Genomic DNA, 12,753 nt, shown 5'->3' on the forward strand with positions numbered 1-12,753 from the left:
CTGCGCGACGCGGCACCGCGTTCGGCCCTCCGGGCGGCGCTGCGCTCGTACGTCGACGACCGGCTGCTCCCGCAGCCGGTGGAGCGCCGCCCACGTCGGGACGTCCTGGGAGCCCTGCGCCGGCGCACGGCGGCGGCCTGAGGCATCCGCTCGGGTGGGTACGCTTGACCCGTGTCGACCCTCAGTGACCTCGTCCTCGCCCAGGGGCGCAGCAGCCAGGCCGACGTCGACTGGCTGCACATGCTCGTCGGCGACCTGCAACTGCTCGCCGACCTCGCCTTCGCCGACATCGTGCTGTGGGTGCCCTCGGGCGACGACGGCTTCGTCGCGGTCGCCCACTCCCGCCCGTCGAGCGCGGCGACGCTGTTCTACCGCGACTTCGTCGGGCAGGGCATCCGGAGCGAGTGGCGGGACCTCGTCTCGGAGGCCTTCGGCGCGCGTCGGATCCAGGAGTCGTCGGCCCCCGACTGGTACGAGGAGATGCCGACGCGCGTGCGCGCGGTGCCCGTGATGCGGCGCCTGTCCGTGACGGGCACGGCGCTCGCGCCCGACCCGGTCGCCGTCATCACCCGGCACACCAACCTCGGCTCGACGCGGACCCCCAGCCGGCAGGAGCTCACGTTCAACGACTGCGCGGACGAGCTGTTCCAGATGATCGCCTCCGGCGACTTCCCCGACCTCGGCGCGCCGACCGGACCGCGTCGCGGAGCGCCCCGCGCCTCCGACGGCCTGATCCGGCTCGACGTCGACGGCGTGACGACGTTCGCGAGCCCCAACGCGCTCTCGGCGTTCAACCGCATGGGCTTCGACGACGAGCTCGAGGGGCAGTCCCTCGCAGAGGTCGCGACGCGCCTGCTCAGCGGCAAGCTCGACGTCGACGAGTCGCTCCCGCTGGTCGTGACGGGGCGGGCGCCGTGGCGCACCGACGTCGAGTCGCGCGGGGTGACCGTGTCGATCCGAGCCATCCCGATCCGGCGACGGGGCGAGCGGACGGGCGCCATCGTGCTCTCGCGCGACGTCACCGAGCTCCGCCATCAGGAACAGGAGCTCATCACCAAGGACGCGACGATCCGCGAGATCCACCATCGCGTCAAGAACAACCTGCAGACCGTCGCGTCGCTCCTGCGGATCCAGGCGCGCCGCACCCACTCCGACGAGGCGCGCGACGCGCTCACGCAGGCGATGCGCCGCGTCGGCGCGATCGCCGTCGTCCACGACACCCTCTCCGAGGGGCTCACGCAGAACGTGGACTTCGACGAGGTGTTCGACCGGGCCCTGCTGCTCGTCGCCGAGGTCGCGGCGGCGCACAACACGACCGCCCACCCGAAGAAGTCCGGGACGTTCGGCGTGCTGCCGAGCGAGTACGCGACGCCGCTCGCGCTCGCGCTCACCGAGCTCGTCACGAACGCCGTGGAGCACGGTCTCGCCGGGCAGGAGGGCGACGTCGAGGTCATCGCCGACCGCTCGGAGACGCAGCTCATCGTCCAGGTGCGCGACAGCGGGTCGGGCCTGCCCGAGGGCAAGGTCGGAGAGGGCCTCGGCACGCAGATCGTGCGCACCCTCATCCAGGGCGAGCTCGGCGGGACCATCGACTGGCACACGGTCGTCGGCAGCGGCACCGAGGTGACCATCGAGGTCCCGCTGCGCTGGATCACGAAGCCCTGACCGCGGACATGCGAACGGCACCCGCGCGATCGCGGGTGCCGTCCGGTCCGGGTGCTGCGGGGAGGTGCGCGACCTGCGGGGGTTCGGCTCCGTCGGGGACGACCTCGGGTCGTCGGAGCCCGGACGCGCGGTGCGCGCCGGTTCTCAGCCGGCGCGACGGGCGCGAGCTGCGCGGCGCTTCAGGGCGCGGCGCTCATCCTCGCTCAGACCGCCCCAGACGCCCGAGTCCTGACCGGTCTCGAGGGCGTACTGCAGGCAGATCTCGGTGACGGTGCATCGGGCGCATACGGCCTTGGCCTTCTCGATCTGGTCGACAGCCGGACCGGTGTTGCCGACGGGGAAGAAGAGTTCCGGGTCGGCCGTGAGGCAGGCGGCTTTGTCGCGCCAATCCATGTAGATGCTCCTTGTTTCATCGGTTCGCAGCGGACGCACGCGTGCGCAGCCGGGAACCGGCGGTGCTGCAGGGGGAAAGCCGAATCTCGGGAAGTAGGATCGTGGGAAGCGATCGGCTCACGTCCCTGTGAGCATCAATTCGGCCTCATAAATGGTCGCATAGCGAGAGAAGCGAATCAAGAGTGCTCTTCGGGAGATGTCTGTGAATGCGAGCGGCGTCCGCGCCGCCTTCGTGACCGTCGTCGCACTGCTCTTCGCCGAGGCCGGAGCACTCCTGGCGGTCCTCGCGTGGCTCGTGGTCGACCTCCTCGTGCTGCAGCCGTCGTCGTTCGCGACCGCCGTCGCGCTCGTGGTGGTGGTCGCGATCGCCGCCGCCTGGGTGACGGCGATCGCGGTGGCATCCGCGCGCCGTGCGCCGTGGTCGCGCGCGGCCGCGATCGTCTGGCAGGTGCTCCAGCTCTCGATCGCCGTCGGCGCGTTCCAGGGCCTGTTCGCGCGACCCGACGTGGGCTGGGTGCTGCTCGTTCCGGCGATCACCGTGATCGGGCTGCTGCTCTGGCCGCCCGTGCGCGACCTGTACGCACGCCCCGAGGACGCTCCGGCCGCGTGAGCCGGGAGCGCGTGCGGAGACGCCGACGGGCGGCCTTCGCATCGTGCGACGACCGCCCGTCGGGTGCGGGAGGCGGCGGGCTCAGCCGTCGAGGCCGAGCTCCTTGCGGATCCGGGCGACGTGCCCGGTCGCCTTCACGTTGTACATCGGCTTGGCGATCCGGCCCTCCTCGTCGATGAGGAAGGTCGAGCGGATGGAGCCCGTCACCGTCTTGCCGTACAGCTGCTTCTCGCCCCAGGCGCCGTACGCCTGCTGCACCGCGAGGTCGGTGTCGGAGAGCAGGGGGAAGTTCAGGCCGTCGCGCTCGGCGAACTCCCTGAGCTTCGGCACGTCGTCCTTCGAGACGCCGACCACGCGCACCCCGGCGCCGGCGAACGAGTTGAGGCTGTCGCGGAAGTCGCACGCCTCGGTCGTGCAGCCGGGCGTCATGGCCGCGGGGTAGAAGTAGAGCACGACCCGCTGCCCGCGGAGCGAGCTGAGCGTGACGGGCGAGCCGTCCTGGTCGGGGAGCGTGAAGTCGGGCGCGAGGTCGCCGGCGGCGAGTCGGAGGTCGGTCATGCCTCAATCGTAGGCAGGGCGACGGATGCCGCGTGCCGCGCGGGATCAGGCGGGACGTCGTCGCCGGGCATCCGCCCCGCGCGCCCGGCGGACGGCTGCGTCAGGCGAAGGTCGTGAGCAGTCGCTGGAGCGAGTCGAGCCGCACGCGCCCGGTCTCGCCGAGCTCGCCGGCCTCGACCGCCTCGATCATGGCGCAGTCGGGGGAGTCGGGCAGGTGGGTGCACCCGCGCGGGCAGTCCTCGGCGATGCGGGCCAGGTCGGCGAACGCGCCGAGGATGTTGGCGGGGTCGACGTGCCCGAGCCCGAACGAGCGCACGCCCGGCGTGTCGATGACCCAGCCGGTGCGGCCGTCGTGGTCGAGGCGCAGCGACACCGTCGACGAGGACGTGTGCCGCCCGCGACCCGTCACGACGTTCACGCGACCCGTCGCACGGTTGGCGTCCGGTACGAGCGCGTTCACGAGGGTCGACTTGCCGACGCCCGAGTGGCCGACGAACACCGTGCGGTGTCCGACGAGCCGCTCGGAGATCTCCTCGAGCGGCATGGCGTCGGTGCGGCTGAGGAAGACAGGGAGGTCCAGCCCGGCGAAGTTGGCGAGGAAGGGTCCCGGGTCCGCGAGATCGGTCTTCGTCACGCACACGAGCGGCGCGATGCCCGCGTCGAACGCGGCGACGAGGTAGCGGTCGACGAGCCGGACGCGCGGCTCGGGGTTCGCCGCGGCGATGACGATGAGCATCTGGTCGGCGTTCGCGACGATCACCCGCTCGACCGCGTCGGTGTCGTCGGCGCTGCGTCGGAGGAGGGTCGTGCGCTCCTGGACGCGGACGATCCGGGCGAGGGTGCCCTCGTCTCCCGACGTGTCGCCGACGAGGTCGACCCGGTCACCGGTCACCACGGACTTGCGTCGGAGCTCGCTCGCCCGCGCCGCGGTGATCTCGCGCTCGTCGTCGGTCCCCCCGTCGACGAGGAGGGTGTAGCGACCCCGGTCGACGCCGAGCACGAATCCCGTCTCGGCGTCGGCGTGCTCGGGGCGCACCTTGGTGCGGGGGCGGCTTCCGCGCCGGCTCGGGCGGACCCGGACGTCGGCCTCGTCGTACTCCTCGTACTCCTCGGCCTCGTCGTCCGTGTCCCACCAGCTCATCCGAGCATCCGCCCCCAGAGTTCGGTGAACTGCGGCAGCGTCTTCGACGTCGAGCCGATGTCGTCGACGACGACGCCGTCGACCGCGAGGCCGACGATGGCCCCGGTGGTCGCCATGCGGTGGTCCTCGTACGCCTTCCACTCGCCGCCGTGCAGCGGCGCCGGCTCGATGCGCAGGCCGTCGTCGAGTTCGGTGACCCGTCCGCCGAGGCCGTTCAGCTCGGCGGCGAGTCCGGCGAGTCGGTCGGTCTCGTGGTGGCGGATGTGGCCGATGCCCGTGATGGTGCTCGGCTCGTCGGCGAAGGCCGCGAGGGCGACGAGGTTCGGGACGAGCTCGCCGGCCTCGGACAGGTCGAGCTCGACGCCCCGGATCCCGCCGCCGTCGTGCGACTGCGGCGCATGCACGGTGAGCCGGTCGCCCTCCCGTTCGACGCGCGCGCCGAACCGGGGCAGCAGGTCGGCGAGCTGCGCGCCGACCTGGGTCGTCTCGGCGGGCCAGCCCGTGACGGTCACGGAGCCGCCGGCGACCAGCGCGGCGACGAGGAACGGTGCGGCGTTGGAGAGGTCGGGCTCGATGTCGACGTCGCGCGCCGCGATCGGCCCGGGTGCCACCCGCCAGCGGCCGACCGAGGGCTGTTCGACCTCGACCCCGCGACGAGAGAGCGTGTCGATCGTCATCTCGATGTGCGGCAGGCTCGGCAGCCGTTCGCCGGCGTGCTCGAGGTCGAGCCCGCGCTCGAACCGCGCCGCCGACAGCAGCAGGCCGGAGACGAACTGGCTCGATGCCGACGCGTCGATCGTGAGTTCGCCGCCCTCGACCCGGCCGGTGCCGTGCACCGTGAACGGCAGCGCCCAGCGGCCGTCGTCGTCGAGGTCGACGCCGATGCCGCGCAGTCCCTCGATGACGCCCCGCATCGGACGACGGTAGGCGGCGGCGTCGCCGTCGAACGTCGTCGGTCCGAGGGCGAGCGCCGCCACGGGCGGCAGGAACCGCATGACCGTCCCCGCGAGGCCGCAGTCGATGGTGGTCGAGCCGAACAGCTCGTCGGCGGGCGTCACGCGGAGGTCGTCGCCGAACCCGCCGGCGCCCGGCATCCGCTCGAACCCGACGCCCAGGGAGCGCAGCCCCTCGACCATGAGCTCGCTGTCGCGCGACCAGAGCGGCGCGCGGAGCGTCGACGGCCCGTCGGCGAGGGCCGCCAGGACCAGTTCGCGGTTCGTGAGCGACTTCGATCCGGGAAGCGAGAGCGTCGCCGAGAGCGGGGCGGATGCCACGGGCGCGCGCCACCCGTCATCCGTCTCGGTCTGCCGGTTGTCGCCGTACGGATCGAACTCGGGCGCGGAATACCTCGATATCTGCATCGGTTACCAACAGTAGCGTCCGGTGAGCAGGAAGGAGTCGGTGCGTGTCACTCGCGGTACTCGATCGCCCAGTCGCCTCGGAGACCCACGATCTAGGATGGCCCCTGATGAGCGCCGACGACACTGCGACCCCGGCCGAGGCGACCCGGCCCGACGATGAGACGCGCGACCTCGGCGCGCTGTTCGAGGAGCAGGCGCTGCCGTTCATCGACCAGCTGTACGCGGCCGCCCTGCGCATGACGAAGAACCCCGCCGACGCGCAGGACCTCGTCCAGGAGACGTTCGTGAAGGCGTACGCCGCCTTCGCCTCGTTCAAGCAGGGGACGAACCTGAAGGCGTGGCTGTACCGCATCCTCACGAACACCTTCATCAACACCTACCGGAAGAAGCAGCGCGAGCCCTACCAGGGCACGATCGACGACCTCGAGGACTGGCAGCTCGGCGGGGCCGAGTCGACCACGGCGGCGTCGAGCCGCTCGGCGGAGGCCGAGGCGATCGACCACCTGCCCGACTCCGCCGTGAAGGACGCCCTGCAGGCGCTCCCCGAGGACTTCCGACTGGCCGTCTACTTCGCCGACGTCGAGGGATTCTCCTACCAGGAGATCGCCGACATGATGAACACCCCGATCGGGACCGTGATGAGTCGCCTGCACCGTGGCAGGCGGATGCTCCGCGAGTCCCTCGCCGACTACGCCAGCGAGCGCGGATTCGCCGCGACGCAGCCGGCGGCCCGATCCACCAGGAGCACGAGATGACCGACTGCGGCTGCGACAAGGCGAAGGCCGAGCTCGAGGAGTACCTGCACAACGAGCTGTGCAGCGAGGATGCCGCCGACATCCGAGAGCACGTGGCGAACTGCGAGGACTGCCGGAGCGAGCTGCGCGTCGGCGTGGCGATCACCGAGGTCGTGCAGCGGGCGTGCCGCGAGAGTGCGCCCGAGGAACTGCGCGCGGTCGTGCTGACCCGCATCCGGGCGGTCCAGTCCGGACACGGCGTCCTGGCCGACTGAGCCCGCGCGCCCGGCCGAGCCGGGTTCCGAACTTTCGATGGACGCGCGGGGAGGCGGCCGTTCCGTAGCGTCGAGCACGATGAACGAGCATGCCGTCGCGAAACGTCCGGGGGGTCGCGTCCCCGTCTGGCTTCGGGTCCTGATCCCCGCCGTCCTGATCCTCGTCTGGTTCGCCCTGTTCGGCGCCGGAGGCGCCGCGTTCGGCGGCCTCTCCGACGTGCAGCAGAACGACCAGGCGTCGTTCCTGCCCGCGTCGGCGGAGGCGACGGAGGTGAACGAGCTGCAGGATGGGTTCCGCGACTCCGAGAACGTGCCGGCGATCGTGATCGTCGCGTCCGACGACGGATCCGACCTGTCGGCATCCCAGCTCGCCGACATCGACGCGCTCCGCGACGACGTGCTCGACGTCGAGGGCGTCGTCCGGGACGAGACGTCGCCGGTGATCCCGTCGGACGACGGGGAGGCGGCGCAGTTCGTCGCGTCGATCGCGCCCGGCGAGGGCGAGGAGGGCTCCGGCGCCACCGTCGAGTCCGTCCGCGAACTGCTGGCGGAGTCGCCGATCGAGGGCACGACGGCGGCCGTCACCGGCCCCGCGGGCTTCACGGCCGACCTCGCGGCGGCGTTCTCGGGCATCGACGGCCTGCTCCTGGCCGTCGCGCTCCTCGCCGTCCTCGTGATCCTCGTGATCGTCTACCGCTCGCCGCTCCTGCCGATCATCGTCCTCTTCACGAGCGTGACCGCGCTGACGGCCTCGGTGTTCACCGTCGTGCAGCTCGCGAAGGCCGACCTGCTGCTGCTGTCCGGTCAGACCCAGGGGATCCTCTTCATCCTCGTGATCGGCGCGGCGACCGACTACGCCCTGCTGTACATCGCCCGCTACCGTGAGGCGCTCGCGCAGCACGAGACGAAGTGGGATGCCACGTGGGCGGCGCTGAAGGGCGCATGGGAGCCGATCGCGGCCTCGGCGGGCACCGTCATCGTCGGCCTGCTCATCCTCCTGGCCTCCGAACTGAACTCGAACAAGATCCTGGGACCCGTCGCGGCGATCGGCATCGTGTTCGCCCTGCTCGCCGCGCTCACGCTCCTGCCGGCCCTGCTGCTCTGGGCAGGCCGGGTCGCCTTCTGGCCGCGGCGCATCGCCCGGGCCGAGGCGACCGCCCCCGATGCCGAGCACGGCAGGCACGCGGCACCGGCCGATGCCGAGGAGTCCGCGGAGCGCGGCCTCTGGGGAGCCGTGGGGCGCCTCGTGTCGCGACGCCCCCGCACGGTGTGGATCCTCTCGACGGTCCTCCTCGGCGTCATGGCACTGGGGCTCGTCCGGCTCGACGCCGACGGCGTGCCGTCGAGCGAGTTCGTGCTCGGCGAATCGCAGGCGCGCGACGGACAGGAGCTCGTCAGCGAGCACTTCCCGGGCGGCTCCGGCACCCCGGCGGTCATCATCGGACCCGAGGAGGACCTCCAGGAGATGGCCGACATCGCGCTCGGCACGGCGGGCGTGGCATCCGTCGCCGTGCTCTCGGCCGACTCGCCGGCCGGCAGCGCGCCCGTGACCGATGCGGGCATCCAGGCGTTCGGGCCGCCGGGAACCCCCGCACCCGACCCCACCGTGGTCGGCGGCTCGGTGATGCTGCAGGCCACGCTCGACGACCCCGCCGACTCGGCCGAGGCGGAGGCCACCGTGATCGACCTCCGCGACGGCCTCGACGACGTGGGCGAGGACGTCCTCGTCGGCGGCCCGACCGCCGTCGCGCTCGACACGAACGAGGCCGCGGTCGCCGATCAGCGACTCATCATCCCGCTGGTGCTGCTCGCGATCCTGGCGATCCTGATGCTGCTGCTGCGGGCGGTCGTCGCGCCGCTCATCCTGATCGCGAGCGTCGTGGTCTCGTTCGCGGCCGCGCTCGGCGTGTCGGCGCTCGTGTTCGAGTTCGTCTTCGGCTTCTCCGGCGCCGATCCGTCGGTGCCGCTGTTCGGATTCGTGTTCCTCGTCGCGCTCGGCGTCGACTACAACATCTTCCTGATGACCCGCGTGCGCGAGGAGGCCGCCAAGCACGGCACGCGCGAGGGCATCCTGAGGGGGCTCAGGCTGACGGGCGGCGTGATCACCTCGGCCGGCCTCGTGCTCGCCGCGACCTTCGCCGCGCTCGGCGTGCTGCCGATCCTCTTCCTCGCCCAGATCTCGTTCATCGTCGCCTTCGGCGTGCTGCTCGACACGTTCCTGGTGCGCACGCTCCTCGTGCCCGCCGCGTCGTACGACATCGGGCGCGCGATCTGGTGGCCGAGCCGCCTGGCACGCGAGGAACGCCGGCACGGCGCGCACGCGGCGCCGACGGATGCCGCGGAGGCCGACGGGGTCGCCACGACGGAGGAGACCGAGCGGACCGACCGCGTCCCGGTCGAGACCGGCTGATCAGGCTGCGGCCGGCCCGGCTCCGGCCGGGTCGGCCGGGCGAACGAGAAGAGCGGATGCCTCCGGGGAGGCATCCGCTCTTCGCGTTGGGCGCGGCGCGCCCTAGTAGAGCGCCCGCTTGATCAGGTCGGCCTGCTCGGCCGAGTGCCGCTTCGCGGACCCGGTCGCGGGCGACGCCGCCGCGGTGCGGGCCACGAGGCGGACCTCGCGAGGGCCGAGCTTGTTCGTCTCGATGATGAAGAACGGCCACGCGCCCTGGTTCTCGGGCTCATCCTGCGCCCACACCAGTTCGGCGTCCGGGTAGCCGTCGGCGACGGCCTTCAGCTCGGCGGCGGGCAGCGGGTAGTACTGCTCCAGGCGGACGAGCGCGACCTCGGGGTTCGGGTTCTTCTCGAGCTCGGCGAGGAGGTCGTAGTACAGCTTGCCGGCCATGAACACGACCCGCTTGACGGCGGACTTGTCGCTGATCCGCGCGTCGTCGATCACGGGCTCGAAGCGGCCCTGCGTGAAGTCCTCGACCTCGCTGGTCGCGCCGCGGAGGCGGAGCATCGCCTTCGGGGTGAACACGACGAGCGGTCGGCGCGGGCGCTGGTAGGCCTGGCGGCGGAGCAGGTGGAAGTACGACGCGGGCGTCGACGGCCGGGCGACGGTCATGTTGTCCTCGGCGCACATCTGCAGGTAGCGCTCGATGCGCGCGCTGGAGTGGTCGGGACCCTGGCCCTCGTAGCCGTGGGGGAGCAGCAGGACGACGCTCGAGCGCTGGCCCCACTTCTGCTCGGCCGACGAGATGAACTCGTCGATGATGGTCTGCGCACCGTTCGCGAAGTCGCCGAACTGCGCCTCCCACATCACGAGCGCGTCGGCCCGCTCGACGGAGTAGCCGTACTCGAAGCCCATCGCCGCGTACTCGCTGAGCAGCGAGTCGTAGATCCAGAAGCGGGCCTGCTGGTCGCCGAGGTACTGCAGCGGCAGCCACTCCTGGCCGTTCACGCGGTCGTGGAGCACCGCGTGGCGCTGCACGAACGTGCCGCGGCGCGCGTCCTGGCCGACGAGTCGGACGGGCGTGCCCTCGAGCAGCAGCGAGCCCAGCGCGAGCAGTTCGCCGAAGCCCCAGTCGACCTTGCCGTTGCGGCTCATGTCCTGGCGCTTGGCCAGCAGCTGCTGGATCTTCGGGTGGACCGTGAAGCCCTCGGGCTTGTTGATGAAGGCGTCTCCGATGGCGTGCACGACCTCGGTCGACACGCCGGTCGTCTCGAGCTCGCCGGAGACCGGCTCCGCCGCGTGCGCCTCGCCGCCGACGATCGGGATCGACCCGGTCTGCGCCGCGTGCGTCTCCGCGAAGGCCCGCTCGAGGCGGTCCTGGAAGTCGCGGTGCGCCTCCTCGTACTCCTCCTCGGTGATGTCGCCGCGACCGACGAGCGCCTCGGTGTAGAGCTTGCGGACCGAGCGCTTGGCCTCGATGAGGTTGTACATGAGCGGCTGCGTCATCGAGGGGTCGTCGCCCTCGTTGTGCCCGCGACGCCGGTAGCAGACGAGGTCGATGACCACGTCGCGCTTGAACTCCTGGCGGTAGCGGAACGCGAGCTCCGCGACGCGGACCACGGCCTCGGGGTCGTCGCCGTTCACGTGGAAGATCGGCGCCTGGATGGCCTTCGCGACATCGGTCGAGTAGATCGACGACCGCGCGTCGCCCGGGACGGTGGTGAAGCCGACCTGGTTGTTGACCACGAGGTGGATGGTGCCGCCCGTCCGGTACGCGCGCAGCTGCGACATCTGCATGGTCTCGACCACCACGCCCTGGCCGGCCATCGCCGCGTCGCCGTGGACGAGGATCGGGAGCACCGAGTACGTGCCGACGGGCTTGCGGTCCTGCTTGGCGCGGACGATGCCCTCGAGCACGCCGTCGACGGCCTCGAGGTGCGACGGGTTCGCCGCGAGCGAGACGGGGACCTGCTGGCCGCCGTCGGCGGTGAAGGTGCCCTCGGTGCCGAGGTGGTACTTCACGTCGCCCGAGCCGGAGAAGGACTTGGAGTCCTGCGTGCCCTCGAACTCGCGGAAGACCTGGCCGTAGGTCTTCCCGGCGATGTTGGTGAGGACGTTCAGGCGGCCGCGGTGCGCCATGCCGATGGCGACCTCGTCGAGGCCCTCCTTCGCCGCACCCTGGAGCACCTCGTCGAGGAGCGCGATCATCGACTCGCCGCCCTCGAGGCTGAAGCGCTTCTGGCCGACGTACTTGGTCTGCAGGAACGTCTCGAACGCCTCGGCCTCGTTGAGCTTGCCGAGGATGCGCATCTGCTCGTCGTGGGTCGGCTTCTCGTACTTGCGCTCGACCTGGTGCTGGATCCACCTGCGCTGCACGGGGTCCTGGATGTGCATGTACTCGATGCCGATGGTCCGGCAGTACGAGTCGCGCAGGACGCCGAGGATGTCGCGGAGGAGCGCGGTCCGCTTGTCGCCGAACCCGCCGGTCACGAACTCCCGGTCGAGGTCCCAGAAGGTCAGGCCGTGGCTCTCGATGTCGAGGTCGGGGTGCGAGCGCTGGACGTACTCGAGCGGGTCGATGTCGGCCATCATGTGGCCGCGGACGCGGAAGGAGTTGATGAGCTCCTGCACGCGGGCGGTCTTGTCGATCGCGCTGGCGATGTCGACCGAGATGTCGGCGTTCCACTTGATCGGCTCGTACGGCAGGCGGAGCGCCGCGAAGATGTCCTGGTAGAAGTTGCGCTCGCCGATGAGCAGCTCGTGCACCTTCTTCAGGAACTCGCCCGAGCCGGCGCCCTGGATGACCCGGTGGTCGTAGGTGGACGTGAGCGTGATCGTCTTGCCGATCGCGAGGTTCGCGAGCGTCTTCTCGCTGGCCCCCTGGAACTCGGCCGGGTACTCGAGCGCGCCGGCGCCGATGATGCAGCCCTGGCCCTTCATCAGGCGCGGCACGGAGTGCACCGTGCCGATGCCGCCCGGGTTCGTGAGCGAGATCGTCGCGCCCTTGAAGTCGTCGGCGGTGAGCTTGTTCTTGCGCGCCCGGGAGACGAGGTCCTCGTACGCGCCGAGGTACTCGTTGAACGTCATCGTCTCGGCCCGCTTGATCGCGGGGACGAGGAGCGCGCGGGTGCCGTCGGGCTTCGGGAGATCGATCGCGATGCCGAGGCCGATGTGCGCGGGCTTCACGAGGGAGGGCTTGCCGTCGACCTCGGAGTAGAACACGTTCTGGCTCGGGAAGTCCTTCAGCGCCTGGATGAGCGCCCAGCCGATGAGGTGGGTGAAGGACACCTTGCCGCCGCGGGTGCGGCGGAGGTGGTTGTTGATCACGATGCGGTTGTCGATCATGAGCTTCGCGGGCACCGTGCGCACGCTCGTGGCGGTGGGCACGGTGAGCGAGGCGTCCATGTTCGCCGCGAGGGTCTTCGGCAGGCCCTTGAGCGGGAGGACCTCGTCCTCGCGCTCGCCGGCGTCGGCCTTCTGCTGGGGGCTCGTCACCGGGACGTCGGCCGGGACGGGGGTCGTGCGCGGTGCGACCGAGGTGGTCCGTGCGGCGGGGGCCTGGCCGATGACCGCGTTCGGCGCGGTGGCCGGCACGTGGGCGGATGCCGCGGGCTGGTCGGCGGG

General features: G+C 71.4%; 10 protein-coding genes. 5 read left to right on the plus strand and 5 right to left on the minus strand.

Translation table 11 applies throughout. From position 1 onward, the window contains the following. Nucleotides 1-171: 171 nt before the first annotated feature. The gene (locus ESO86_RS04335; RefSeq protein ID WP_129233656.1) at nt 172-1,665 is read left to right on the plus strand and encodes a sensor histidine kinase; all 1,494 of its coding nucleotides are present in this window, start codon (nt 172-174) and stop codon (nt 1,663-1,665) included. A 144-nt stretch (nt 1,666-1,809) separates the two neighbouring features. Here ESO86_RS04335 and ESO86_RS04340 read toward each other — a convergent pair whose 3' ends face one another. Next, nucleotides 1,810-2,058 carry a WhiB family transcriptional regulator gene (locus ESO86_RS04340; protein WP_055859573.1) on the minus strand — a complete coding sequence of 83 codons (249 nt, stop codon included), beginning with the start codon at nt 2,056-2,058 and terminating at the stop codon, nt 1,810-1,812. Nucleotides 2,059-2,254: 196 nt separating this feature from the next. On the opposite strand from ESO86_RS04340, the gene ESO86_RS04345 reads away from it, so the two are divergent. Continuing rightward, on the plus strand, nt 2,255-2,668 hold the full coding sequence (locus ESO86_RS04345; protein WP_165307314.1) for a hypothetical protein: 414 nt from the start codon (nt 2,255-2,257) through the stop codon (nt 2,666-2,668). Nucleotides 2,669-2,749: 81 nt separating this feature from the next. Here ESO86_RS04345 and bcp read toward each other — a convergent pair whose 3' ends face one another. From bcp to aroA, 3 genes are all read right to left on the minus strand, one after another. Continuing rightward, on the minus strand, nt 2,750-3,226 hold the full coding sequence (gene bcp / locus ESO86_RS04350) for a thioredoxin-dependent thiol peroxidase (protein WP_129233658.1): 477 nt from the start codon (nt 3,224-3,226) through the stop codon (nt 2,750-2,752). Nucleotides 3,227-3,326: 100 nt separating this feature from the next. Beyond that, nucleotides 3,327-4,367 (minus strand): ribosome small subunit-dependent GTPase A, encoded by a 1,041-nt coding sequence (rsgA, locus tag ESO86_RS04355; RefSeq protein WP_129233659.1) that lies wholly within the window; start codon nt 4,365-4,367, stop codon nt 3,327-3,329. Continuing rightward, nucleotides 4,364-5,728: a 3-phosphoshikimate 1-carboxyvinyltransferase gene (aroA, locus tag ESO86_RS04360; RefSeq protein WP_129233660.1), complete on the minus strand. Its 1,365-nt coding sequence runs from the start codon at nt 5,726-5,728 to the stop codon at nt 4,364-4,366. Before aroA ends, rsgA begins: the two co-directional genes overlap by 4 nt. A 107-nt stretch (nt 5,729-5,835) precedes the next feature. On the opposite strand from aroA, the gene ESO86_RS04365 reads away from it, so the two are divergent. The 3 genes from ESO86_RS04365 (at nt 5,836) to ESO86_RS04375 (ending at nt 9,147) form a co-directional block, all read left to right on the plus strand. Further along, a complete protein-coding gene (locus ESO86_RS04365; RefSeq protein WP_129233661.1) occupies nt 5,836-6,483 on the plus strand; it encodes a sigma-70 family RNA polymerase sigma factor in 648 nt (215 codons plus the stop codon). Then, a complete protein-coding gene (locus tag ESO86_RS04370; RefSeq protein WP_129233662.1) occupies nt 6,480-6,737 on the plus strand; it encodes a zf-HC2 domain-containing protein in 258 nt (85 codons plus the stop codon). The genes ESO86_RS04365 and ESO86_RS04370 overlap by 4 nt, the downstream gene beginning before the upstream one ends. A 79-nt stretch (nt 6,738-6,816) precedes the next feature. Continuing rightward, on the plus strand, nt 6,817-9,147 hold the full coding sequence (locus ESO86_RS04375) for an MMPL family transporter (protein WP_129233663.1): 2,331 nt from the start codon (nt 6,817-6,819) through the stop codon (nt 9,145-9,147). Nucleotides 9,148-9,249: 102 nt separating this feature from the next. On the opposite strand, the gene ESO86_RS04380 is transcribed toward ESO86_RS04375, so the two are convergent. After that, nucleotides 9,250-12,753: multifunctional oxoglutarate decarboxylase/oxoglutarate dehydrogenase thiamine pyrophosphate-binding subunit/dihydrolipoyllysine-residue succinyltransferase subunit (locus ESO86_RS04380; RefSeq protein ID WP_129233664.1), on the minus strand; the 3,504-nt coding region annotated here is incomplete at its 5' end.

Source organism: Agromyces binzhouensis (assembly GCF_004135055.1).
Classification (GTDB): Bacteria; Actinomycetota; Actinomycetes; order Actinomycetales; family Microbacteriaceae; genus Agromyces; species Agromyces binzhouensis.

Coding starts and splice junctions, on each gene's coding strand:
- ESO86_RS04365 (WP_129233661.1), top strand. CDS start 5,836: ATGAGCGCCGACGACACTGCGACCCCGGCCGAGGCGACCCGGCCCGAC.
- ESO86_RS04370 (WP_129233662.1), top strand. CDS start 6,480: ATGACCGACTGCGGCTGCGACAAGGCGAAGGCCGAGCTCGAGGAGTAC.
- ESO86_RS04340 (WP_055859573.1), bottom strand. CDS start 2,058: ATGGATTGGCGCGACAAAGCCGCCTGCCTCACGGCCGACCCGGAACTC.
- bcp (WP_129233658.1), bottom strand. CDS start 3,226: ATGACCGACCTCCGACTCGCCGCCGGCGACCTCGCGCCCGACTTCACG.
- ESO86_RS04345 (WP_165307314.1), top strand. CDS start 2,255: ATGTCTGTGAATGCGAGCGGCGTCCGCGCCGCCTTCGTGACCGTCGTC.
- ESO86_RS04375 (WP_129233663.1), top strand. CDS start 6,817: ATGAACGAGCATGCCGTCGCGAAACGTCCGGGGGGTCGCGTCCCCGTC.
- aroA (WP_129233660.1), bottom strand. CDS start 5,728: ATGCAGATATCGAGGTATTCCGCGCCCGAGTTCGATCCGTACGGCGAC.
- rsgA (WP_129233659.1), bottom strand. CDS start 4,367: ATGAGCTGGTGGGACACGGACGACGAGGCCGAGGAGTACGAGGAGTAC.